The sequence below is a fragment of the Flavobacterium sp. P1_E4 genome (assembly GCF_056405915.1).
This window is the reverse complement of sequence record NZ_JBFUBE010000010.1, coordinates 68,025-93,913: the sequence shown is the minus strand read 5'-3', so window position 1 is coordinate 93,913 and position 25,889 is coordinate 68,025. Positions and strand designations below refer to the sequence as shown.

At 35.1% G+C, this 25,889-nt stretch carries 20 protein-coding genes; 2 read left to right on the top strand and 18 right to left on the bottom strand.

Annotated features, from left to right (window positions below; translation table 11 throughout):
• Positions 1 to 73 precede the first annotated feature (73 nt).
• Entirely contained in the window at positions 74 to 2,290 is a 2,217-nt protein-coding gene (locus tag AC1DY0_RS11370) for a glycoside hydrolase family 3 C-terminal domain-containing protein (protein ID WP_477188714.1), read from the bottom strand.
• Positions 2,291 to 2,500: 210 nt separating this feature from the next.
• The gene (locus tag AC1DY0_RS11365; RefSeq protein WP_477188713.1) at positions 2,501 to 4,144 is read right to left on the bottom strand and encodes a DUF6377 domain-containing protein; all 1,644 of its coding nucleotides are present in this window, start codon (positions 4,142 to 4,144) and stop codon (positions 2,501 to 2,503) included.
• A gap of 714 nt (positions 4,145 to 4,858) precedes the next feature.
• Here AC1DY0_RS11365 and AC1DY0_RS11360 point away from each other — a divergent pair.
• Positions 4,859 to 4,978, top strand: coding sequence for a phospholipase A (locus AC1DY0_RS11360; protein ID WP_477188746.1), 120 nt, complete (start codon positions 4,859 to 4,861; stop codon positions 4,976 to 4,978).
• Positions 4,979 to 5,071: 93 nt separating this feature from the next.
• Here the strand turns inward: AC1DY0_RS11360 and AC1DY0_RS11355 are convergent, their stop codons facing one another.
• The 7 genes from AC1DY0_RS11355 to AC1DY0_RS11325 form a co-directional block, all read right to left on the bottom strand.
• Positions 5,072 to 5,605 (bottom strand): YceI family protein, encoded by a 534-nt coding sequence (locus AC1DY0_RS11355; protein ID WP_477188712.1) that lies wholly within the window; start codon positions 5,603 to 5,605, stop codon positions 5,072 to 5,074.
• 239 nt (positions 5,606 to 5,844) lie between these two features.
• Positions 5,845 to 6,423 carry a Crp/Fnr family transcriptional regulator gene (locus tag AC1DY0_RS11350; RefSeq protein ID WP_477188711.1) on the bottom strand — a complete coding sequence of 193 codons (579 nt, stop codon included), beginning with the start codon at positions 6,421 to 6,423 and terminating at the stop codon, positions 5,845 to 5,847.
• A 25-nt stretch (positions 6,424 to 6,448) separates the two neighbouring features.
• The gene (locus AC1DY0_RS11345; RefSeq protein WP_477188710.1) at positions 6,449 to 6,784 is read right to left on the bottom strand and encodes a hypothetical protein; all 336 of its coding nucleotides are present in this window, start codon (positions 6,782 to 6,784) and stop codon (positions 6,449 to 6,451) included.
• 182 nt (positions 6,785 to 6,966) lie between these two features.
• Entirely contained in the window at positions 6,967 to 7,293 is a 327-nt protein-coding gene (locus AC1DY0_RS11340) for a lipase family protein (RefSeq protein WP_477188709.1), read from the bottom strand.
• 485 nt (positions 7,294 to 7,778) lie between these two features.
• Positions 7,779 to 8,807 (bottom strand): rod shape-determining protein, encoded by a 1,029-nt coding sequence (locus tag AC1DY0_RS11335; protein WP_477188708.1) that lies wholly within the window; start codon positions 8,805 to 8,807, stop codon positions 7,779 to 7,781.
• 319 nt (positions 8,808 to 9,126) lie between these two features.
• The gene (locus AC1DY0_RS11330) at positions 9,127 to 9,771 is read right to left on the bottom strand and encodes an alpha-ketoglutarate-dependent dioxygenase AlkB family protein (protein WP_477188707.1); all 645 of its coding nucleotides are present in this window, start codon (positions 9,769 to 9,771) and stop codon (positions 9,127 to 9,129) included.
• 16 nt (positions 9,772 to 9,787) lie between these two features.
• Positions 9,788 to 11,167, bottom strand: a complete 1,380-nt coding sequence (locus AC1DY0_RS11325; RefSeq protein WP_477188706.1) for an exonuclease domain-containing protein — start codon at positions 11,165 to 11,167, stop codon at positions 9,788 to 9,790.
• Positions 11,168 to 11,302: 135 nt separating this feature from the next.
• On the opposite strand from AC1DY0_RS11325, the gene AC1DY0_RS11320 reads away from it, so the two are divergent.
• Entirely contained in the window at positions 11,303 to 12,067 is a 765-nt protein-coding gene (locus AC1DY0_RS11320; RefSeq protein WP_477188705.1) for an XRE family transcriptional regulator, read from the top strand.
• A 102-nt stretch (positions 12,068 to 12,169) separates the two neighbouring features.
• Here the strand turns inward: AC1DY0_RS11320 and AC1DY0_RS11315 are convergent, their stop codons facing one another.
• The 9 genes from AC1DY0_RS11315 to AC1DY0_RS11275 all read right to left on the bottom strand — a co-directional run bounded on the left by AC1DY0_RS11315 (position 12,170) and on the right by AC1DY0_RS11275 (position 25,877).
• Positions 12,170 to 12,751, bottom strand: a complete 582-nt coding sequence (locus tag AC1DY0_RS11315) for a TetR/AcrR family transcriptional regulator (RefSeq protein WP_477188704.1) — start codon at positions 12,749 to 12,751, stop codon at positions 12,170 to 12,172.
• Between the two features lie 68 nt (positions 12,752 to 12,819).
• Entirely contained in the window at positions 12,820 to 13,572 is a 753-nt protein-coding gene (locus tag AC1DY0_RS11310; RefSeq protein WP_477188703.1) for an SDR family oxidoreductase, read from the bottom strand.
• A 248-nt stretch (positions 13,573 to 13,820) separates the two neighbouring features.
• Positions 13,821 to 14,132 (bottom strand): helix-turn-helix domain-containing protein, encoded by a 312-nt coding sequence (locus tag AC1DY0_RS11305; protein ID WP_477188702.1) that lies wholly within the window; start codon positions 14,130 to 14,132, stop codon positions 13,821 to 13,823.
• A 208-nt stretch (positions 14,133 to 14,340) separates the two neighbouring features.
• The gene (locus AC1DY0_RS11300) at positions 14,341 to 16,767 is read right to left on the bottom strand and encodes a glycoside hydrolase family 2 TIM barrel-domain containing protein (protein ID WP_477188701.1); all 2,427 of its coding nucleotides are present in this window, start codon (positions 16,765 to 16,767) and stop codon (positions 14,341 to 14,343) included.
• Positions 16,768 to 16,823: 56 nt separating this feature from the next.
• Positions 16,824 to 19,004: a glycoside hydrolase family 43 protein gene (locus tag AC1DY0_RS11295; protein ID WP_477188700.1), complete on the bottom strand. Its 2,181-nt coding sequence runs from the start codon at positions 19,002 to 19,004 to the stop codon at positions 16,824 to 16,826.
• Positions 19,005 to 19,024: 20 nt separating this feature from the next.
• Positions 19,025 to 20,869 carry an NPCBM/NEW2 domain-containing protein gene (locus AC1DY0_RS11290; protein WP_477188699.1) on the bottom strand — a complete coding sequence of 615 codons (1,845 nt, stop codon included), beginning with the start codon at positions 20,867 to 20,869 and terminating at the stop codon, positions 19,025 to 19,027.
• 45 nt (positions 20,870 to 20,914) lie between these two features.
• The gene (locus AC1DY0_RS11285) at positions 20,915 to 22,498 is read right to left on the bottom strand and encodes a glycoside hydrolase (protein ID WP_477188698.1); all 1,584 of its coding nucleotides are present in this window, start codon (positions 22,496 to 22,498) and stop codon (positions 20,915 to 20,917) included.
• Between the two features lie 126 nt (positions 22,499 to 22,624).
• Positions 22,625 to 24,268, bottom strand: a complete 1,644-nt coding sequence (locus AC1DY0_RS11280; protein ID WP_477188697.1) for a glycoside hydrolase — start codon at positions 24,266 to 24,268, stop codon at positions 22,625 to 22,627.
• A 1-nt stretch (position 24,269) separates the two neighbouring features.
• A complete protein-coding gene (locus AC1DY0_RS11275; RefSeq protein WP_477188696.1) occupies positions 24,270 to 25,877 on the bottom strand; it encodes a RagB/SusD family nutrient uptake outer membrane protein in 1,608 nt (535 codons plus the stop codon).
• Positions 25,878 to 25,889: the final 12 nt, after the last annotated feature.

Genomic DNA, 25,889 nt, shown 5'->3' with positions numbered 1-25,889 from the left:
GGTATTTAATTTAAAAAAGCTGCAACTATTTATCGTTGCAGATTTACCAACTACCCTTTCGGAATAATGAACTTTATTTAAGTGAAAAACTCACTTTAGATTTTATATCCGTAGATGATGCTCCAATTAAAGCTTCAAAAGTTCCAGGTTCTGCAACCCAGTCATGTTTTTTATCATCAAAGAAACTCAAAGCCGTTTTATCAACTGTAAAAGTCACTGTTTTTTCTTCTCCCGCTTTAAGCAAAATTTTCTCAAAGCCTTTTAATTCTTTAATTGGACGAACCAAAGAAGATTTCAAATCGCTGATATAAAGTTGCACCACTTCTGATCCTTCACGGCTTCCAGTGTTTTTAACTTTAACAGAAAATGTAATTTGATCTCCAGCCGACATTTGTTTTTTATCAGCGGTTACTTTACCATATTCAAAAGTCGTATAACTTAAACCGTGACCAAATGAAAATAATGGTTTTACTTTTTGTTTGTCGGCCCAACGGTAACCAACAAAAATGCTTTCTTTGTACGTTACTTCATCTCCACCAGGAAAATCTCCTAAAGCATGCGCTCCATTATCAGATAATTTTACGGGGAAAGTGAAAGTCAATTTTCCGGAAGGATTCACATCTCCAACCAAAACTGCTGCCAATGCATTACCCGCTTCAGTACCCAAAAACCATCCTTGCACAATTCCCGGAACCTCATTTACCCATGGCATAGCCACAGCATTTCCAGAAATATTTACAAAAACAACATTTTTATTTACTTTAACCAACTCGCTGATTAATTTATCCTGATTGTATGGAAGACCTAAATCTTTACGGTCTGCTCCTTCAGCATCTTGATTATCGCTTTTATTTAAACCTCCAAAAAACAATACTACATCTGCACCTTTTGCTATTTTTAAAGCTTCTGCAGTTAATTCTGCTGGAGAACGTTTGTCTTCTAAACTAACTTTTGCAACAACTCCATTATAATTACTTGTTGGATCTCCTACGTAACCACGAGCATAAACCACTTCAGCCTGATTCCCAATTCTTTTCTTCAATCCGTCAAGAGGCAATACTTCATATTTCGCTTTAAGCGAAGAACTTCCTCCACCAACAGTCATCATCTTGATAGCATTCTCACCGATAACAGCAATTTTCTTTGTTTTGTTCAAATCAATTGGAAGAATATTATTTTTATTTTGAAGCAGTACAATTCCTTCTTCTGCAATTTTTAAACCAGCCTGAGCATGCTCTTTTGTTCCAAATGATCCAAAAGGTCTTTCCTTATTCATTGTAGTCAAGAACGATAAACGCAAAATACGACGTACTTTTTCATCTAATTCTTTAGTTCCTATTTCACCTTTAGCAATCATAGTTGAATAAGGTTTTGCCAAATAATAGTTATCATAAGCATTGCTTGTTCCCCATGAAAGTCCATTGGTCCAAGAACCAAATTCCATATCCAAACCATTATAAATAGCTTGTTTTGTATCATGTACTCCTCCCCAATCTGAGATAACAACACCTTTAAATCCCCATTCTCCTCTAAGAATATCATTCAACAAAAACTCATTATGGCAGCATTGCTGTCCTTTGTATTTATTATAAGATCCCATTATTGCCCAAGCATCTCCTTCCTGAACAGCTGCTTTAAAAGCTGGAAGATAAATTTCATATAATGCGCGATCATCAACAATTACATTAACTGAATTACGATTGGTTTCCTGATTGTTTAGCGCAAAATGTTTTACACAGGCAGCCACTCCATTTGATTGCACCCCTTTAATATAAGGCACTACCATTTTTGAAGTAAGAAAAGGATCTTCTCCCATATATTCGAAGTTACGGCCGTTTAATGGTGATCTGTAAATGTTTACACCCGGTCCCAACAATACATTTTTGTTTCGGTAACGAGCTTCCTCTCCAACTGATTTTCCGTATAAAGAAGCCATTTCTTTATTCCAGGTTGCTGACAAAGCCGTAAGCGCCGGAAATGCAATACAAGAATCATTTGTCCAACCTGCCTGATCCCATTCATCCCATAAAACTTCGGTACGAATTCCGTGTGGTCCGTCAGTCATCCAGTTTTCTGGAATTCCCAAACGCGGAACACCGGGCGAACTGAATTTTGACTGCGCATGAATCATGGCAATTTTTTCTTCAGTTGTCATTTTAGAAAGTGCATCTTCTACACGTTCACTAATATTTTTTTTATCATCAAGATAAACAGGAACTTTATTTTGTGCATTCATACCGAATGAACCCAATAACAGTAAAAGAACAATTGATTTAACATTTTTAAACATACAACCTAATTTATTAAAGCATTAAAATTTACAATTAAGATACTCCGTATATTCAAAAGTATCTTTTAATAATATTGTAAAGCTAAAACGTTATAGTTTGCTTTGAATTTTTAAACAAAAAAAGTAGTGAAATAAAAAATTAAAAACCTAAATATCAAATATTTAGAACAAAAAAAAGAACAAAAAAAGTAGTGATTTTAAAATAAAAAATTAGGCTTTTAAGGGTAATAATCCAATTTTCATGACTGTCTCTTCAAAATCATTTCGAGAAACTGCCGCTTTATTTCGAGCTTTGGTTCGATAATTATAAATGGTACTTAAAGAGTAACGAAGAAATGCAGCAATTTTTACGCTGTCTGTTATTCCAAGACGGATTAGCGCAAAAATGCGAAGTTCTGTATTTAACAGCTCTCCTTGTTTCAATACAATTTGCTCTTCATTAATAAGTAATGCATTAAAGTCTTTTACGAAAGTTGGATACAGATTTAGAAAAATCACATCAAAGTTCTCATACAATTCTTGAAGTTCTTTTTCAACCAAAATGGTGGATTTTAGCATTTTACTAATCTCATCAAACTGTTTTAGTGCTGCTTTCTTGTTTAAAATAACACGATAATTTTCCAACTTAGTGATATAAGCCGAACACAGATTAAAAAAATGAGCAATATATTCTTCCTTAATATGATTAGATTCAGACAATTGTGCGTTTCGTTCCTGTAACTGGCTATTTGTTTCAGTAATATTTTTGTTTAATTCGGCTAATTTTTGACTGGTCATAAAAAGTTCTCCACGAATTTTGGATACCTTTTTCATTTGTCTGTAAACATAAATAACTGCCACAATTAAGAATCCAGAAAGCAGACTAATGCATAACAAATACAATTGCAATTCGGTTTTTCTTTCAGCTTCTCTTTCTAAATAAGCTGTATTAATAATCGAATAGATCTCAGACATTAGCAATGTTCGAAACTGAACATTGCAATAAAGTGCGTCTTCGATTGCAGATTGTGTGAGTTTATAAGCCATGTCAACATCTCCAATTTCATAAAAAACCAAAGCCAATTCCTGAAGCGAAGCATTGTCTTTTATGGCATTTTTTATATCTGCAGTAGCCGAAAGCGCATAATATTTTTTTCTTAATTCTAATTGATTGGTACTTTCGTAAATACTTCCAAAAAGATACGTAATCATCGCATATTGGGAATCTTCCTCTTTTGTATTTTTCAATAAAATAGATAATTGCTTTAAGGCAACAGCATTTTTTTTATCAAAAATATTTTTCTGAACTTGATTGATCTTAAAATTCAATGTTGTAGGATTTAATACACCTAGTAAAGAATCTCGATATTTACCTATTAGTTCAATGTATATTTTACTGTTACTATTTGCGTTATAATGCTCAAAAAATTCCCGATAAGCCAGATAATAATTAGGAAGCAATGATTTGGCTAATGTCTTTTTATTGATACTTTTTAAAATGGTTTCAGATTCCCGGTATTTACCCGATGACGAATATAGGCTGGCTAATTGCAATTCGGCTAAATCTGATAAATCTTTGTTTTTAAGCTCTGAAGCAATTACAAGATTTTTTTTGACATATAAAATCGCCGAATCAGAATTGAATTTTTGGTATTCGGTATATAAAGTTTTGTTGTAATTGTATTCTTGCTCTTTTGATAAACCTTCTGATTTAATTTTTTTGAAATTTAAAATACGTTCCTCTTTTAATAGAACATATCTCTGTTTATTTTTTAAGGCATCATTTAACTTATCAAAAATAGAATCCGCAGCACCCGATGAATACCCCGAATAACTTATTGTAAATAACACAAAAAACAGTAGATAATTTTTCAAACTAATAGCAAATAAATAATATGGATTACAAATATAATAAAGTGACCATAAAATAGAATGCTTTTCAATTTCTATTTACTGGCCATCGGTAACTAAGATAGTAATGAGTTTCCTTATCATAGTTTCTATGTTTTAAATCTAATTTCATAAACTATACCAAATAGGTTTTCATATACTTTATTTTGAAAATGAAGCTTAGGGATTTACCAAATATCGCAAATTATATTTTTTAAAAAATTCCAAAACACAACTTAGATATCACTTTTGAAGAAATGAATACAGGACATAATTTAACCCAAGAAGACTTAGATCTGTCTGTTGCTTGGTTCAAAAAGAACTTTTAAAAGATTTTTAAAATAACAATCAAAATATTCACAAAATGGAATACTACTCAATAACACGAATATTTTCAGATGATAAGGGAGAAAGCCATCTTGAGGATATTAAAATGCCGCTTAAAGAAAGTGGCGAAATTGTTTTTTTTTTTATCTGAAATACAGTAGGCTACAGGAATCATATTTAGGAAAGTTAAACCGCAATATGACTATGATTTTCATCAAGCTCCGGAACGACAATACATGATTTTGTAGGAAGTTGCGATTGAAATAGAAACTTCATTGGATTAAAAAAGAATTTTTGACATTAAAAGCACAACATTCTTTACGATTTGGTGACGATAATCACGGTAGTATTGAGTTGGATTGAACTTTCCACATATATAAAAATCTAAAAGGATATGGCCAATTTTTTCACGGATATAGAGACGCTATGATTGATTACAATCAAATTCATACCATCGCAGGAATTGGGATTGTATTTGAGGGAACATTATAAAAGTGCTTGTTTTTGTAATTTAAAAAAGCGCTGTTTGTATTTTTCAAGATACTTACAGCGCTTTTTCAATTATTAACAAACCCTTTCAAAAACTTATTGTTTAATGAATTGCAATTCAAAATTTAATTTAATTTCTTCACCAACCAAAACTCCACCAGTTTCAAGAGCTGAGTTCCAATTCAATCCCCAATCTTTTCTGTTGATTTTTCCAGTGATGGAAAGTCCTGCTTTGGTATTTCCCCAAGGGTCTTTTGCCAAACCACCAAATTCAGTATTCAATTGAACAGGTTTAGTGATTCCGTGAAGGGTTAAATCTCCAGTTAATTCAAATTCTCCTTCATTGATTTTTGTAAAACCAGTTGAAGCGAAAGTAATTTCAGGAAAATTAGCTGCGTCAAAGAAATCTGGGCTCAATAAATGAGCATCGCGATCTTTGTTTCCTGTAGTAATTGAATCAGTTACTCCTTTGAAATTGAATTTAGCATTGTCAAAACTATCTGAATCTGTTTCTACTGCTGCATCAAATTGTGCAAAACTTCCGGATACATTAGTAAACATCATGTGTTTTACTTTAAATCCAATTTCTGAGTGTGATGGGTCTAAAGCCCAAGTTGTTTTTGTGTACATTTTATTAGTTTTTTTATTAGTTTTTTTATTGTTATTATTTGTTTTTATTATTTAATGTGTTGATAATCTATATGCTTAATTGATGGTACAAATTTCGGTCGGTTTCAATTCCTATGCATTGAACTAGGACAAGAAATGATTGTTTTTGATTTTTTAAATAAAAATGCTTTACAATAATTCCGATACAAAATTAGATCGGATAGTATTGTAAAGCATTGAACTAGGACAAGAAATGAAACTTATTGCTTGGCGAGTTTCGTTCGGACTTTGCTTAAAAATTCTGCTGAAATCCCAAGATAGGAAGCTATGTAATGCTGTGCTACTCGTTGAGAAATGGTTGGGTAAAGTTTTATAAATTCTAAATATTTTTCTTGTGCCGATTTGGCAATGGTATCAATTAGCCTATTCTGCATTGCAGAGAGATTTCGCTGTATTAGTAACCTAAAGATACGTTCAAACTTAGGAACTTTTTGCAAAAGCATTTCTTTGGTTTCGGGTGTTAATATCAATAGTTGAGAATCTTCGAGAGTTTCTATGAATAATTTGCTTGATTTTTTTTCATGAAAACTGGCAATGTCACTTATCCACCAGTCTTCTACGGCAAATTGTATAATTACTTCAAATCCATTTTCATTGATATAATATTTCCTGACACAGCCTTTTAAGATGTAAGCTTCAAAGTTGCAAATATCACCTTCCTGTAATAATAATGTCTTTTTAGGAACTTCTATATACTGCAATATTGTATTGAAATACTCAATTTCGTCGGGTGTAAATTCACTTTTTTTACAAACATTATTATTAATTGATTCAAACATATCAGGAAAATTTATGGATTAGAATTTAAGCTTTATTTTCGGATAATTTTCTTTTTCGTCGCTTTTCCAAAACTTCAAGAATCTCACATTTTAGTAGTCCGCTTCCTCCTCCGTAGTGCAATATGATTTCGATTTCGGGTTGTTCAGCAATAAAAAACTCCTGCATTTTTTTTTCAGATGCTGCTTCAATTCCTGAACTGAATAAAACAATGTCCAGAAGGTTTTGTTTAAAATAGTCCTTAGCTTTTTCCTCGTCACTAAAACCAACTGCATGCCAATCTTCGTTTGCATTCACAAGACGTAACAGGATTTCCAGAATAGGTTCGTTTTTTCCGAGTATTAAAAATTCTAGTTTCTTCATGGCTTCATAATTTTAGTACAAAACTAAAGTACAATTAATTATCAAATCTTAATCTAGAACAAGAAAGAAACTGTCACTCAATTGTTTTATAGTGAATTATATTTCTTTTGCTTATTCAAAATGACTTTTTCAAAAAATTAAGTTTTAAGATTTTGAATTGCGGAATTTGGCAAAAAACTATATTAAAAATAGCTCATGACAAAAACAGAAGTGATTGTATCTAGGACAACCAATTCTGATTCGGGCAATCCTCCTATCGAATGACCAATGATGATTGGCTTTTCTGAAAATGATCTTGCAATTTCCTCAAAATGTGTTATGAGCTGTGTCAACCGAATTGATGCTACTTTTGGATCTGGATGGCGGCTAGGTGCATCCTTAAAAGGCCAAGCGGGAGCGATAGTTTTATAACCTCTACTTTCATAAAAATCTATCCACTCATTCCAAGATTGATTACTTACAAAAGCTCCAGTTATAAAAAGAATAGATTTTGAATTTTCTGTCTGCATGATTACGTTATTCAATTGTTATACAAACGTATAGACCAGAATCGTGCCTTTTAAGAAAAACCCTTTATAATCAATAGATTTACAGTTATTTAAAAATACAAATACAACGATATATCGTTTTCAACTATAAAACAATTGCGATATAGCGCTAAAGAGAATCTACTTCTCAACTAAAAAATTCCTTACAATAATTAAACCCATAAAAAAAACCACCCATAAAAATGAGTGGTTTGCTTTTTAATATGAACCGGAGTCCAACTATTGCTGTTTTCTTTTTTAGATGATGACAAAAAAGAAAAATGTCTCCCTTTAGCCCCGATTAAAGTGGAAATCCTTATAAGTCTCGTCTTTTGGGACGAGGCTTATAAGATTGAAGCGGAAAGCGGGACAATGTATCCCAAAAAGGCTAATGTTTCTGCTCCAAATTAATATGGAAGTCAGGTTTACTTTTTTTGCTCAAACCATTTACGGGAGTAATAACTAACTTATTTTATCAATACAGTTTTATATTTGTCCATATCTTTTAAAACAATTCCTGTACCTCTAACCACGGCCCTCAAAGGATCTTCTGCAATATATACGGGTAAATCCGTCTTTTGCGAAATCCTTTTGTCAAGACCTCGAAGCATTGCTCCACCTCCTGCAAGATAAAGTCCTGTATGATAAATGTCTGCAGCCAATTCAGGTGGTGTCTGAGAAAGCGTTACCATAATGGCGTCTTCAATTCTTTGTATTGATTTATCTAAAGCTTTTGCTATTTCCCGAAAGGTAACCAAAACTTCTTTAGGCTTCCCGGTAAGCATATCTCTTCCACGAACAGTTAAATCAGCAGGAGCATCTTCAAGTTCTTCCAATGCAGCGCCTACTTCAATTTTTATTGTTTCTGCGGAAGCTTCTCCAATATATAGATTATGATGTGTTCTCATAAAATACAATATATCATTGGTAAAAACATCACCTGCAATTTTTATAGATTTGTCACAAATTATTCCTCCAAGGGCAATAACAGCTATTTCTGTAGTCCCTCCACCAATGTCCACTATGAGATTCCCCTTAGGCAGCATTACATCTAAACCAATTCCTATAGCAGCAGCCATGGGCTCATGAATTAAAAACACTTCTTTTCCGTTTACTCGTTCACAGGACTCTTTTACTGCTCTTTTTTCCACCGTGGTAATGCCACTCGGAATACATACCACCATTCGTAGTGCAGGAGTAAAAAAGCTTTTCTTTAAATCAGGTATATTTTTAATAAACCAGCTGATCATTTTCTCAGAGGCATCAAAATCTGCAATAACCCCGTCTTTAAGAGGCCGGATTGTTCTAATATTCTCGTGTGTCTTACCTTGCATCAAACTGGCCTCTTTACCTACTGCGATTATCTTACCGTTTCTAATATCCCTTGCCACAATGGAAGGGCTATCCACAACAATCTTTCCATCATGAATTATTAAAGTATTGGCCGTCCCCAAATCCATAGCGATTTCCACTATCATAAAATCAAATAAACCCATAATATCGTTTTGTTTAAGAACGCTATTGTTTCCCCTTTATTCTCAACACACTGCCAGAACATAACACATTTATGATAATATTAATATTAATTAACATTTGAGTTCTGCTCAATTGCAAAGTTTGGATGCTCCTCATTCTCCCGAATTTCCATTATCAAAAACACGCCATCGAGTCTTAAACAATTTTATTTGACTAATGATTTTCTTTTATTTAATCCATAAAAAAACCACCTACAAAAATGGGTGGTTTACTATCATATTTGGCTTTCTTTGAAACTTGATATCTATGAAGATATATAAACTGTAAAGGTTAATTGCTTCATTGGAAAAAAGATTTATCATAGATCTTTCTTTTTATATTTCCAACCTGTCTAAAAGTGAGATTAATTCTTGGGAGTACATCTCTTGCTGTTTTAGGCACTTGATGTTCCCAGAAACTATTTGTTTTTCCTGCCATTAACAAGAAAGAACCATGGTGCAAAGGAATCTCCAATTGGGGAATATGTTTTAGAAATTTATGACGAAGTCGAAACATACGGGTTTCTCCAAATGTAACCGATGCAATGTTCATATCTTTATTCTCGCTTTGCGTTTTATCACTATGCCAAGAAACTCCATCCTTTCCATTTCGGTATAAGTTCAGTAAAACAGCATTGAAGTTTATTTGGATTTCATTTTCAACCCTGCCTTTTATAGTCATTAATTCCTTTGGCCAGTTCGATTTACCATCACCATCAATCTCATCATACCATGCAATCATACGCGGAGCCGTAACCATTTTATCATACATCGACATTTCATATTCACGCCAAGGTGTATTGTTTAATAAAATGTTATAATAGTTGTCTGATTCTTCTTTGGTAAAAAAACTATCAATCAGAAGCAAATCAGCATCAGGCACGTCAAATATTTTTTTGCCGGCCGTACCTTGTGAGAACATTTCGGTGTCATTAAAGAGAATCATCGTAAATAATTTTATTTTATGTTTCTTTCGTTTGGAAGCTTTTCACTTTTCCTGGATATTTTTCAGTATATGCATAAATGAGATGCATGATGTATTGATTGCTTTTGTAAGGTGTGATATAGTCCTTTAACTCTGACAATTCATTAAACACAACATCTGATGGGAAATAGCCCATCCCATAAAAGTGTCCATTTTCAACCCAAATACAACTGTTTTCCTCTATAGATATTCCTTTATCTATAATGGCAAAACTAGCTCTGTTCTCTATCAAAAAGGTAATGGCGTTTTCAATTTTCTCGTTGTGAAGTGCAGCATCGGGTAAATTTGTCAAATCCTTTTTTTGAAAAAATTCTCCAGTTGCCGTATTGCCGTATTCACAGAATCGATGATCAATTTTAAACTGCTGAACAAGATTCTGCAGTACATTTATTCCGTCATATAAGCTATTGAACTCCTGAATACACGCCTGAAACTTGGTTCGTTTTCCAATTGCCAAATACTTGTACCCATTTCTGGCTTCATATTCATATAATCCGTATTTGGATTCAAAGCGTTTTAATGCCCTGTTATAAGCAGGCCACAACTTTTTAATCTCATCACATTCCAACAAAAGTGCCATAAGTTCGGTGGCACATACTTCATATGAAATTCCGTAGATATCTTTCAAGAAATTCTGCCTTTGTGCATTTACATTATGACCACTAAAATGAGAAGCCACACGCTTTTTTAAATTAACCGCTTTCCCAACATACACAACCTTTCTTAACTGATTATAAAAATAATACACTCCAATTTTTTCTGGCAATTGCTCAAAGTCCTGAGGAGGCAAATTAGGAGGCAAGCGCTGATCCTGTGCCGTTTTCTTAATCATTTTATCCATTTCTCCTTCGTTGTCCCATTCCAACAATTTGGAAAATAATATGGCTGTCGCATCTGCATCTCCACCAGCTCGATGCCTATTTTCTATACATATATCCAACGAATTGCAAAGCTTCCCTAAACTATAGGAGCCTAAGCCAGGTTTAATTTTTCTGACTGCACGAACAGTACATAATTTTCTGGCTGTCCATTTAAAACCAGATTTTTCCAATTGATGGCGAACAAAAGAATAATCGAAATTGACGTTATGAGCCACAAAAATACGGTCGGTTAGCATCTCCAAAACTTTTTCGGCAACCTCATCAAAAATAGGAGCATTACTCACCATACTATTATCGATACCAGTAAGTGCAAAAATTGCAAGTGGTATTTCCTGTTGCGGATTCACAAGTGTTTCCCAACGGTCAATAACTTTAGTTCCATCGTGAATAACAATGGCTATTTCCGTGATGCGACTGCCTCTTGCATTGCCTCCGGTAGTTTCTATATCTACTATGGCGTATTCCTGCTTTTTCATATAATATCTAACGTAAATATTATTCTTGTTCTTGTAACTGTCTGTCTTAGTTTTGATCTAAAAACATTTCACAAAATTAGGACGATAAATCACTATAATGATTATATTTGTAGTGACTTAAAATCCCTTTAACGTATGTTGTATATTTCTGACAATCTTAAATGGCTGAGAAACAAACGAAATTTGTCTCAACAAGAAGTGGCGGACGGAATGGCTCTGCCCCTTGACCGCTACAAGAAATATGAATACGGAAAAAACACGCCACCCGCAGAAACGTTAGTGATTATTTCCCGGTATTATCATATCAGTATTGATTTGCTTTTAACGGTTGATTTACGTAAAATTTCGATTGATAATTTAATGCAATTGGATGACAACCGAATCGTTTTGCCCATAGCTGTCGACCAAGACGGTAACAATCTCATCGAAATCATTCCACACAAAGCACAAGCTGGATATCTTAGCGGTTATGCAGATTCTGAATACATAGAAAACCTACAGCAAATAGCACTGCCTTTTTTAGGTCCGGGCAAAATGAGAGCATTTCCCATCAATGGCGATTCTATGCCACCACACACAAATCAGTCCATTGTGGTCGGGAAATATGTGGATAATCTGGGGGAAATTAAAAAAAATAAAACCTACATCTTAATCACTTCCAGCGAAGGTATTACCTATAAACGGCTTGGTGATAAAAAAGACGATTCATTAATGGTAATTTCAGATAATATTATTTACAATCCATATGAAATCAAACTTTCTGACATTTTAGAGATTTGGGAATATGTATGTCATATTGGAAGAGATGATGCTAAACTCTTGACCTCGGAATCCGATACAGTAAAAGAGATGTTTCTCGAACTGAAAAGAGATATCAATGAAATAAAACAGAAAAAATAATCCTTTCCCTCAATGTTTTATTAACTAAAAACTGCCAAAACTTTACATAAAAAACCACTCATAAAAATGAGTGGTTTACATTTATAATCGAATGTTGAAATACTATAATACGGATAACAAAACCTTCAGTACATCGTCGAAAACCTGTTTTGGAGTTCCAGTTGATCGAGCCAAAACTCTTATCCCCGAATAGTTATTGAATATAAAACGGGCTAATAATCTTGGATCTGTTGCCGATGAAATTTGATTTAATTCCTGTCCTCTTTTGACAGCCAGAAAGAAAACTTCTTCCATCTTTTGCCTATTATCATTGACTACTTTTTCAATCTCAGCATCATGAATCGCTAACTCAACGGTGCTGTTGACCATAAAACATCCTTTTGTAATTTTATCTTCAAAACTTTCGAGGATTGCCTGCACAAACATTTCTTTAATCGTTTCTTTGATATTTGTTGAATTTTTCAAAAGACTAGTTACTGCGTCATATGATTGCTTTTGATAACGTTGCAATGCCTTTATAAATAAGGAATGCTTGTCGCCAAAAGTGTCGTAAAGACTGGATCTGCTCAGCCCTAAATGTGTTACTAAATCTTGTGCGGATGTTCCGTTGTAGCCTTTACTCCAAAAAATTTCTATTGCTTTATCCAAAGCATCTTCTTCGTTGAATTCTTTTAATCTTGCCATAAACGTAATAATTAAAGATTTACAAAGATACCAAATAGGAACGTTCATTCCTAAATTAGAGCAAAAAATTATACTACTGCGTTTACAGTAAGTCCACCGTCAACCACAATTTCGGTTCCTGTTATGAATGAAGAATCATCTGAAGCTAAAAATCCAACTGTTTTGGCAATTTCAGAAGCTTTTCCAAAACGTTTCAAAAGAATTTTATCTCCTAAAACAGACCCGAATCCTTCAACTTCTTCTTTACTCAATCCTAATTTTCCATAAATAGGTGTTTCAACCGGGCCAGGAGAAATAGCATTTACTCTAATGTTTCTTGGTGCAAGTTCGGTAGCTAATACTCTGTTGAAAGACAAAACGGCACCTTTACTTGCTGCATACACACTTGAATTTGGCATACCAATATTCGCGTTAATCGAAGTATTAAAAATTATAGAACCACCATCATTCAAAATTGGAAGTAATTTTTGAACTGTAAAATAAACTCCTTTTACGTTTACATTCATAATGCTGTCGTAATGTTCCTCTGAGGCAGAATCTACTGGAGCGAATGAAGCTGTTCCTGCGTTTAGAAAAATAATATCTATTTTCCCAAATTTAGATTTTACTTCACTAACCAAATTATCAATTGATTTTAAATCGGCTTGATCTGCTACAATTCCCGTAACATTCAATTCAGATTCAGCTTTTATTAGAGCTTCTTTGTTTCTTCCGGTGACAATTACTTTGGCACCTTGTGCAGCTAATTCTTTGGCAGCTGCATAACCAATTCCACTGTTTCCTCCCGTAACTAGGGCTACTTTGTTTTCTAAATTTTTCATGATTGTGTTTTTAAATATTTATAGACCAAAGATACAATAACGGAACAAACGTTCCGTTATTTATTTCGTTAAAAATTTGTTAATTGTATCTCGCTTAAAATCAAGTAGTTTAAAACAAACAAACCACCCCTTATAAATGCTTGAAAAACAAAAAAAACACTCCTTTTACAGAGTGGTTTTAGTTAGTTGATTTAGTTATAGTGACAGGTTATAAATCGGGCTTTACTTTACATGTTTTACTTCAAACATTAATCCTTTTGATTCGGTTCTAAATCCAATAATTTAATTCCCAATTCATTTTGCAGAAAAAATAAGGTTTCAACAGTAAAATTATGTGTACCGCTCAGCCATTTGTCAATCACTGAATTGTTTTTATTGATTTTTTTGGCAAACTCATATTTTTTAAGACCTGAGGCTTCAATTGCATCGGCAATTTTAATCGCCAATTGCAGTTTGTTTTCCTTTTTTTCCAATTCTTCTTTAGAAATAGTTTCAATTAGAGATTCTAATATTAAACTGTTATAAGTTTTAGGTATGCTGTTCGTTTTTTTTCTATTCATAATCATCAAAATAAAAAGGGTTAATCTCCTTGAAAATCCAATAAGAAAGGGGTAACATTACTTCAAAAACAAGACAAAATATAAAAGCTGTTCCTAATAAAAGAACAGCTTTTACTAACTAACCAAAATTAATTTTATTCACAATTACCAAAATGAGCTCAATCACTAATTTATTGTGCCTTACATTAACTTTTGCCAATACCAAAACTTACTTTACCTGAATAGTAACCTCAGTTGACTTTAACCAAGTACTAGTAAACTTCAGTTTTATAGGCTCATTACCTCCTGTTGCCTGAACGTAAGCTACAAGATGACCGTGAAATGCTCTTTGAACATTATCCGTATAGTCGCCCATATCGGTATTATTTCCAGCCTCCAATCCCAATAAAGTACCAGAACCGCTTAATGCACAAGTTATTTCGTTATCAGAAAGTATTACTGGCAATCCTTTTTCATCCAATACCTGCACTATCACTTTTACTACGCCATTATCTTTATTGATAGTGATGTTTTTTTCATTAATCACCAAAGCATAAGGCTGTTGTGAAGAAACTATCGAATAACTGCTAACTATTTTGTTATCATTGCTAAGTCCAATCGCTTCTAATTTTCCTGAAGCAAAAGGAATATCCCAATAAATTACGCCTGTTTTTTCATCATATTTCTTTTCTTCTCCAACAACTTTTCCGTTTAATTCCAAGCGGGCTTTGGCAGCGTTAGTATAGCAAACCACTCTAACCAATTGTCCGTCGTTGTAATTATTCCAGATAGGCCAAGCATCTTTAGAAAGTTCTTTTTCGTTATTGCTTATGTAAGTTCCTGCATAGATCATTGGCTTTTCAGACCATAACGACTGACGGAAATAACCTCTTGGCTTAATAATCCCTGCAAGATCTACTAATCCAGAGTAAAATCCTCTTGACGGCCAAGCATTAGATTCACCCAAATAATCAATACCTGTCCATAAAAACTGTCCAAATATGTGTTCATTATTTTTTACAGCAAGCCAAGGCTCCATATCATGTACATTCTCACTTCCAAAAATCACTCTGTTTGGGTATTTTTTGTGATCTGAAGCATATTTGCTTTCAGTATAATTGTATCCTGTAATGTCTAAAGCTCCTGGATATTCTGTTTCGTTAGACATAGCAACTCCAGCCAATCCAGCCGTTGTTGGACGAGATTTATCATATTTTTTTACCGCTGCTACAAGACGTTTGGCTATTGCCCCGAGACGCATAGCATCTGGTGCATCTTTTTTGTAACCGCCATAAGCCGCTTGTCCGAAACCTTCTTTTCCTTTATCCAATACAGGGTGAGAATAGGGATCATTTGGATAATCTACTTCATTACCAATACTCCATCCAAATACAGAAAGGTGATTACGGTCACGGCGTACCATGTCTTCCAAATCTTTTTCGCCCCAAGTAAGGAAAATATCATTAGAACCTTCAAAACCAGGAACACCTACGTTCCATCCCACTAACCATTTGCGTTTAGGAAATTCCCATTCGTCATAAGCTTCATTAAGAACTAAGATTCCTAATTCATCACACAAAGCATAAAAATAAGGAGCCTGCGGATTGTGGCTTGTACGAATAGCATTTACGCCAATTTCTTTTAAAGTTTCCAATCTTGATTTCAAAACCTCTTTAGGCACTGCCGATCCTAAAACTCCTGCATCATGGTGTAAACAAACTCCTTTCATTTTCATCCATTTCCCATTAAGGGCAAAACCTTTATTTGCATCGAAAGTAAAAGTTCTAAAACCTGTTGATGTAACCGTTTTGTCGATTTGTTTTCCATCCTTTAAAACAGTTGTTTTCAACTGATACAGATTAGGATTCTGTAAATCCCACAATTGAGGATTTTTTACGTTGATCTTAGTTGTAATTTTATTTTCTTTGTTTGCTTCTACCAGAACTTTTTGAGAATTTTTAGCAACTACTTTTCCGTTATTATCTAAAAGTTCATTGATGACAGTAAGATTTGTTTTGGCTGCCAAACCGTTTTCTAATGCTACTTCTACATTCAGAGTTCCTGTTCCATTAGTAACTTCTGGATAGGTATAAACGCCCCATTGCGCAATATGCACTGGATTTGAATAAACCAACCATACGTCACGATAAATACCAGAACCTGTGTACCAGCGGGAATCAGCACTTTTGCTGTGATCAACACGTACAGCGATGATATTATCTTCTCCATATTTTACAAAAGGAGTTGCATCATAAGCAAAAGAAATATACCCGTTAGGGCGTTTTCCTAAAGAATGACCGTTGATAAAAACTTCACTACGGTTGTAAACCCCTTCAAAATATAAATAGACTTTTTCGCCTTTTTTATTTTGAGGAATATTCAATGATTTTCTGTACCATCCAATTCCTCCGGGAAGATACCCTTGACAACTCGCCAAATTTGGGCTCAATCTCCCTTCAACACTCCAGTCATGAGGAACGTTTACTGATTGCCATTTAGCATCATCGTAAGTAGTATTTTCCGCATTTGAAGCATCTTCAAGAGTAAATTTCCAGCTGTCATTAATTTTTTTAGAATCCCCAAACGATATCTGGCTAAAAGCCGATAAGCAGGAAAAAATAAGAATTGGCAATGCGAGTTTTTTAATAGTCATCATGTATTTATTTTAATTAGTCATTCATGTTTTTAATAGCATGCTTTTTTTAAAAAAAGCTACTTTTTTATAGGTTTAATTCCTTCGTGAGTGGGAGTTGTAGGAAGTATAGCTCCATCCTTATCAAACTCCATTTTATCGATACAAACTTCTCTATTAAATCCCGCTGCATCTCCCATCGTAATTCCTTTTGGATAATTAAAACGGTGATAGACTATATACCATTCGTCTTTACCTGGAATCTGAAGGATTGAATTATGGCCAGTTGCATAGATGCCAGCTTCTTTGTTTTTGGCTAAGATTAAGTTGTTTTTCGGGATGGTGATTTTACCCGTTGGAGAATCGGAAATTCCATAACGTACACGATAATTTTCACTTCGGGTATCTTCTTCAGACCATAAAAAATAATATTTTCCTTTTCTAAAAAAGACAGTAGTGCCTTCGCGGAAAGTATTATCTGGAGTCATAACTTTGATAGATTCCTGTTTGATAGAAATCATATCGTCGTTAAGTTCGGCGCAAGCCATATAACCATTTCCCCAATATAAATAGCTTTTTCCTGATTGAGGATCAGTAAACACATCAGGATCTATTTGCTGTCCTCCTGAAACTCCTGCTGGTAATTTGTCTACCAATGGTTTTCCTGAATCAACAAAAGGACCTTCTGGCTTATCAGCAACAGCTACTCCGATTTTTTGAGCTGCAGTAAAATAGAAATAATATTTATAAATGTTTCCAACTTTCTTCTCAGTAATACAAGGCGCCCAAGCGTTTCTATTTCCCCATGCAACGTCTTTTTCGAGATCCAGAATAATTCCTTCATCAGTCCAATTCACTAAATCCGGTGAAGAAAATGTTTTGAAATAAGTTCCTGACCAACCATCAAAACCATCACTCGTTGGGTAGATATAGTATTTGGAAGTTTTTTCAGAATACATAACATCCGGGTCAGCATAAAAACCATTCAAAGCAGGATTATTTGCAATTGAAGCTGTAACCGACCAAGTTTCTTTTGGCTGTCCTTCTATTGTAACCGTATATTTCACAGCACCTTTTGTAAAATCCTGAGCTGTTTTTGGCTCAACAGTTACTCCTGAAAATTTTGTAAAATCAGGTTTGAATGATGCTAGATTTGTTCCCCATTTCACAAGCAGATGAACTTGCTTTGCAGCATCATCAGCTTTGATATTTGTTTTCTTAACTTCTTTGGAATCAGAAGAACTCATAATATCCTTTGCACTTCCCCATCTGCTCTCCAATCGAGCTAATTCATTTGCAGTTATTGGCATAACTGTTCCATGACGCGGGTGAAAATTCATTGAAATTGCATTATCAACAACTGAGAAATTTTCTAAATCATTTGTTTTTGTAAACTGATATTTTCCTTTCGTATAAAGATCATACATCAAGATATAATCTTTGGAATTGTTCAGTTTGAAAACTCCAGCACCTTCTACAGGATATTTCGTCTGCTGCACATATTTGTCTTTCAACACATATCCTTCGGTAAGTTTATCAGAAACGGCAACTTTTATGCCTGCTCCTGATCCTTCGGTTTTGAAAAATAAATTATATTTATTGTCTTTGAAAATAATTTCTCCGTCAATGCAGGCTCCATTTGTTGGACTGAAAAATAATTGTTTAGGCTCTGTTTCTAAATCGGTAAAATCAGCATTGGCGTAAGCGTAATAAATTTTATCAATATCATTTCCATGCTGCATTGACCAATAAATCATGTACTTCCCTTTTTTAGCATCGTATATGGTTTGTGGCGCCCAAACTCTTTTTAAATTTTCTTGGTTTGGATATTTTTTCTGAATATTAATTACTGTTGAAGTCCAATTTACTAAATCGGTAGATTTCAACAAAACCATGGCTCTATTAGAATCCCAGCCTTTGTCCGAAACCATATCGGTAGCTACCATGTAGAATGTTTTCCCATCTGCTCCACGTAAAATATGAGGGTCGCGTATTCCTCCAGTGGAACTGATTTTCTTAGAATCGATTACCGGCTGATTGTTGTTTAATGCTCTAAAATTGTAGCCGTCATTGCTTACCGCAAAACGGATTGCTTCTTCATTACCAGAATTTCCAGTAAAATAGGCAAATAAATAGGCCGTAGTTTTTATTTTGGAAGCCTGTTGTGCATTAGCAGTTCCTAAAGAAACCAGTGCCAATAATAAAACAATGCATTGGCTCGCATTTCTTTTTTTAGGAGCTGTTTTCGAATTATAGTTCATACTTTTTAAAATAAGATTAGCTATTTAGATACTTTGACGATTTTGTACAAACCAGCTCCGTGATTATTAATTTCTGGGGCAAACTCTCCCGAAAATTTCCCAATTACTTTTCCTGACCATAAATCAGTAATCGTATATTCATCAAGAAGTCCAATGTTTTTCAGGTTTACTGAAATTTTCGCGCTAGGCGGTGGTGCTGCTCCCGAAGGGTTTTCTGTGAATACAAAAAACTTCACGGTTGCCCCAGTATTTTGGGCAACACAAGCCTCATCCAATCCCACAAGTGCCTTAAAATGAGTATAACCTTCCGGTATGTCAAATTCTATAATTGAATTGGAATGTGTACCGATTCCGTCGTCATATTTAACTTTGTTTACAATGAGAGCATTGCCGGAAACACTCTTGTTAACCTTTACTTTTTCCCAACCCGATGTTGCTTTTATCCATTTTAAACTAGTAAGCTTAAGAGCGCCTTTTTCGTTATAAAGAGTTGGTTCTATCCAGTTGGCGTGATCCCAATCGGTTTTGTCTCCTCCATCATTTACTACCAAATACAGTTTTTTAGCTCCCGAAATATCAATGTCTACGGCAGCACTTTGACTCGGAGTCGTTTTATTTATTAATCCGCTGCTCCAAATTGCTTTTTCCTCTGTTACCAAATGTTGATCGGCTGTATTGAATACGGCTAAATATTTGGCTCCAGTACCTGGTTCGTCAGCGATCCAAGCCGCTTTGTCTTTATCTGTAAAAAGAGGTTTATTGTTGGTGCTTTCGTTAAGAACCTTTAGAACATTTTTATTCGTTAACAAAGAAAGTGTGAAAGGATCATTATCGGGGAGATTACCTCCAAACATTAACGGTGACTTAAAAATTGTCCATAAGGTCATTAAAGTATATTGTTCATCCTTGGAAAAAGCAGTCATACGAGGATCACCTCTTTCTGCCCTGATTCCAATGCGGCCAATCGGCAACATATCACCATCAGGATAGGCTCCATAGGTACGCCATTGGTTCCAACGATTAAATACCTCGAAATGGTCTTTTAATTGTTCCCAACTGTCCCAAAAATCTCCAACAGTACGCCACATATTCGCATTCTTTTGAACGTGATCAGCATGTCCAACAGGAGTTTCACCAGGAGAAGTACTCAAAACAATTTTACGTCCTGTACGATCGATGGCCTTGCGAATCATATCGATTTCTCCTTCAAAATAAATAGGCGAAGAAAGATCATCTATCTTAACAAAATCAAGTCCCCAGGAAGCATACAATTCAAAAAGCGAGTTGTAATATTCCTGAGCACCCGGCTTGCCAGGAACTATTGTGTACATATCGTGCAACCAGCTGCATTGGTCTTTATCTGAATAAATATCTTTGGCAGTCAGCTTTGTTCCTTTGATAGGAATGTTTTGTTTTACGGCAATAACCGGAATACCTCTCATGATATGGATTCCAAATTTCAATCCTTTTTTATGAAGATAATCTGCCAGTGGCTTAAAGCCTTTTCCTCCTGCAGCAGAAGGAAAACGATTTACGGCTGGCATAAATCTCCCAAACTCATCAATCACATAATCAGGGTCTTTTTCATTGTATCCGTGTGCTTTGTCATTACCAACATACCAGCGTATATCTACTATGATATAATCCCAGCCATACGGTTTCAAATGTTTAGCCATATAATCGGCATTAGATTTTACCTCTGCTTCTGTAACTGTCGGACCAAAACAGTCCCAGCTGTTCCATCCCATTGGCGGAGTTGATGCCCAGCTGTGAAAGTCTTTTTTTGTTTGCGAATGAATGCTATTCGTCAGCAAAGAAAAAAACAAAACAGATACTATCGTTTTATGAAATTTATATCGCATCATAAGTGTATTTTAAATTCTAATTGTTTGAAAATTCAAACAGCATTATTATTGCAGCTCGCCAACAAAAGTGACAACTGATTTTGCTGGAATTAATACCGCATCATTTTTTTGAATGTCAGCTCTTTTTAAATTTGAATTTTCTGAGGTAACATACGGAGTCAATTCATTATTTTTCAGACTGCCTTTTGTCAAATTAAATTTGTATTTCTGATCTGATTTTCCACAGTTTACAGCAACAATAACCAGTTTTTTATTTGCAGTATCTTTATAAGCTGTCAGCATCACATCATTTGCTGCTCCTAATTCATCTTGATTAGGAACATCGATTCTTTGCATCCCTGGACGTACGAACAATGAATAATTTCCAAAAGCCCAAAGCAATTTTGAATCGTGAAATTCTCCATCATTTTTAACATAATCAGGTGCTGTTCCTCCTTTACTTTTTCCGTCATCAAGATAAATCAAACCGTCTTTATAATCCACTCGGGTAAGCGATGTCCACCATTGCCATGAAGCCGCATTCGCAAGTGCAATATCATTGTGTATCAAACGAGCCACGAACAAAGCAGTCTGCATACCCAAATCTCTTCCTCCACCACCTCCGCCAGGGATTTCAGCTTCTCCCGGATTTTCAAGAATACAATATTCCGACTGCCAGTATTTCAATCCTGGTTTTTGTTTTACATTGGCGTCAATCAATTTTCGACTTAAAACCTGTCTGTCAACTGGCCAAGTTGTAAAATAGCTGTGTCCCAAAATGACATTCTTTACATTTGGTAATTTTGAAATATTTGTTTTTGAATCACCAAAAAAGTAATCGATCTGATTATCGCGGTTTTCACCATTTACATTTTCATACAAATAATTGATTTGTCCTGCTTCGGCAATAACAATTTCGGTTTTCATTTTTTGAGCTTTCAGCTTTTCAGAAAGTGATTTTGTCAAATCGTAAATTTCCTGATTGGTCGCCGGCGTGCCTTCTTGGCTATTTTTGTCGCCATGATTAGGCATCCACTCCCATTGGGGCTCATTTATCGGGCTCACATAATCAAACTTGATGCCTTCATTTTTCTCAAGTCCCTGAATACTTTTAATAAAGAAATCTGCAAATTTTGGAATTGCTCCTTCTTTCAAATTCAGTCTGTTTTTTTGCGATGCAAAAGACAATCCATTGTTCGTCATGTGAACCGGCGGACTGTTAGTAAAAATCAAGTATTTTTCGACTCCGCGTTTTTTGGCTGCCTGCAAAAACCATCTTTGCCCTTCCTGTTTTGAGAAATCATAAGTTCCATCGGCGTTAAGGAAACATTCGCTTCGTCTCCATTCGTCAGAAACCTTACTGTTTTCTCCTTGCTCTGTACTTCCTGCTCCAAGATTAAATCTCCAGATAGAAAGTCCAATTCCTTTTGGGTTTCCTTGCGCATCAATCTCTTTGCTAAACAATAAATCAGCAATGGCATTCTTTTTTTGGTCAGGCCAATTTTTTCCAACAAATTGGCATCTCCAAGCATCTGAACCTCCAAAGCCATCCATTGTCTGCACCACATTATCTGTGCTGATTGTAGCGGTTCGCTGTCCAAAAGAAAGCAAGCTCATTAGCAATAAAAGGGGGATGTATACTTTTTTCATATTATTAGATTCTTTCAATTTATAACAACAATCTTGTCATTCCGACGAAGAAATTATTTCCTCACTCACATCACGAAAGTTTCTTCATCTTCATGACATAAATTGCAATTCCTTTTCCTTAAACTTTTATTTATAAGTACCTACAAAAGTTACAACTGACCTTGCTCCTATCTCAAAATTTGTCGCATCAACATCAATTCCTTTTTTCAAACTTTTAGTCTCTGAAGTCGTATAAGGCGTCAATTTATTGTTAGTCAAAGTTCCTCCCGAAAGATTCAATTTGTAGGTTCTTGCTGTTTTACTGAAATTAACTGCAACAACCACCATTTTTTTATTAACCTCATCTTTATAAGCAGTCAGCATTATATCGGTTGTAGCTGCAGAATTGTCTAAACCTGGTATTTGAACCCTTACCATTCCTGGTTTTACAAAGAATGAGAAGTTCCCTAAAGCCCAAAGTGTTTTAGAATCCCTAACGTAGCCATCATTTTTGCAATAATCAGCATTTCCTGCTCCGTTACTTGACCCATTATCTACATGAATCAAACCGTCTTTATAGTCGCCACGGCTAATTGCTGTCCACCATTGCCATGAAGTAACACCTCCAATAGCAATATCTGTACTAATAATACGTGCTGTCCAAAGAGCTAACTGCATGCCTAAGTCTCTTCCTGAACCTCCTCCTCCTGATAATTCAGAAGTTCCAGGGCTTTCAAGCACACAATATTCTGAAGACCAAAGACTAAGTCCTGGAGCTGTTAGTACTTTTGAAGCTGCTGCTTGTCTTGAAGAAATAAGAGTACTCAATGGCCAAGCTTGCCAATAGCTGTGACCAGATATTGTTTTTTTTACGTTGCTCAATCCACCAATATTTTTGGTTGAATTTGGTCCAAAGAAATAATCAATCTGATTGGATCTACTTGCTGTGCTACTCACTGTTTTATACAACGGTTCGTAAGCTCCTGCTTCACCAACCACAATTTGGGAACTAAGTCCTTTTGATTGCAATTTTGGAGATAAAACAGATACAAAACTGTATATATTGGCATTCGTTGCCGGAGAACCTTCTTGACCTGTTCCGTCCCACTCGTATTGAGGTTCGTTGAAAGGACTGATGTAATCTATTGTCAGACCGTGTTCCGTTTTCAATTTATCTATTGAATTCACCCAAAAATCAGCTAGTTCAGGCATTTTACCGTCTTTCAGATTGTAAAATTCTTTAATGCTTGCGTGCGCTTTACCATTATTCGTTAAATAAACAGGTGCACTATTTGTGAAAGCCAATAATTTTTCAACTCCGCGTTCCTTTGCGGCTTTCATAAACCATACTTGTCCTGCTTGTTTACTCATATTATAAGTAACACCATCGGTAGTAAAACACTCTGTTCTTCTCCATTCATCACCTATATCACTTGCTTCTCCTTGTTCTGAACTTCCAGCACCAAGATTAAAACGCCATAATGACAAACCAATTCCTTTTGGATTTCCCTCTGCATCAACTTCTTTACTGAACAATAAATCAGCGATATGATTTCTTTTGTCAGAAGGCCAATTTTGACCAATAAAATTACATTGCCAAGCATCTGATGCACCAAAACTCTCCATAGTCTGAAGATTTGCATCAAGATTCACATTCAGATCTCTTGTTGTAGAAGAAACAGGCTGTGAACCATCCGTATTATCAGATGTGCTGCAACTAATTAATGATGAGTTAATTGAAAGCAAACCTGCAAATAGCAGGCTTGCTTTATAGTTCTTAATAAAATTCATATTAGTAACCAGGGTTTTGTGAAATTATACCACCGCTTAAATCTATTTCCAACTGAGGTATTGGCCACAATAAGTTTTTTGCAGCGCTAAAATTAATCCCTTTGTCTTGTGCTTCTTTCAAGTTGGTCGTTTCGAAAGGATCTGTAGAGCTCAAGTTGTATTTTACAAAACTTCCATTCGCTCCCATCAAAGATTCTATAACCGGTCTTCCAGTGCTTGGGTCTTTTTCACGACGAATATCAAACAAACGTAATCCTTCGAAAGCCAATTCTAAACGACGCTCTTTGTAGATTTGTCTCAATAGATTTGGACCAGCCATACCTACTTTAGGATCTAGTTGCACACGAGCTCTAATGATATTGATGTCTGCCAAAGCTCCTGATGCATCACCCAATTGATAACTTGCTTCAGATCTTGTCAAATACATTTCTGCTAAACGAATCAAAGGAATATTTAATGGTAAGTGTCCGTCTTTTTTATCCAATGAACGACGAGTTTCTATAGGAATATAGTATTTACGACAGATACGCCCTGATTTATTATCGTTCAAGCTAAACTTGTGAGTTGGATTAAGAACCTCATCACCATAAGCTGCTTCACCCCATTTAGTGATTGTGCTTCTGCGACGAACCACATCATTTTCAGAAAGGTATGCATTCTCCAAATCGCTGGTTGGCATACACCATCCCCAACCGTCAATTACATCTCCAGCATCATTGCTTGGAAAATATTTTTTGTCCTCACCTCTGGCACCAGAGAAAGTAGGCAAAGCAGATCCTAAATTTTTATCCTGTACGCTTGAAGATTGTGCTTCAAGAATAGATTCAACTCCATTATGGTTATTAACGTCCCATATGTTTAAGAAATTTGTCTCTAACATATAAGGACCCTCACTAATAACTTTGTCAGAATATTGTTTTGCTTCAGCCCATTTTTCTTGGAACAAAAACACACGAGCCAATAAAGCATAAGCGGCCCATTTATTTATTCTTCCACTTCTGTTTACTGCAACAGTTTCTAATCTTGCAGCAGATTCTTTAAGATCAGCCTCTATTTGGGCATAAACTGTAGCAACTGGGCTGCGTTCCAATTTCAAATCACTCGTTCCTAATGATGTTGTGTACAATGGAACTGCTCCATAGTTATTTACCAACTCATAATAACAATACGCACGAACGAATAAAGATTCTCCAACGTACTGGTTTTTCTGAGACTCACTAATAGGTGATAATGCCATTTTTTCCAAACCAATATTAGCAGATTGGATAGTGTAATAATGAGCCGTATAAATACTGTTTATATTTCCCATATTTTCAGGGGTAATGATGTATTGCGCGCAAGGTCTGTGAGAAGAGTTATCTTGTCCTGTATTACCCATCCAAGCATCATCAGTTGCCATTTCATTTGTAGCTCTAGGAGCAATCAATGCCCACCACACATCTGGCAGCAACAATCTGTGTGTTAACTCATTTACATAGTTTTCACACTCTTGTCCTGTTTGAAAGTAGTTTTCTAAAGTTTGAGTTCCTCTTTGTTCTTTTTCGATAAAATCATCGCAAGAAACTGCAAATGCTGCAAAAGCGATTATCGATACTATTATTTTTTTCATATTCGTTTATTA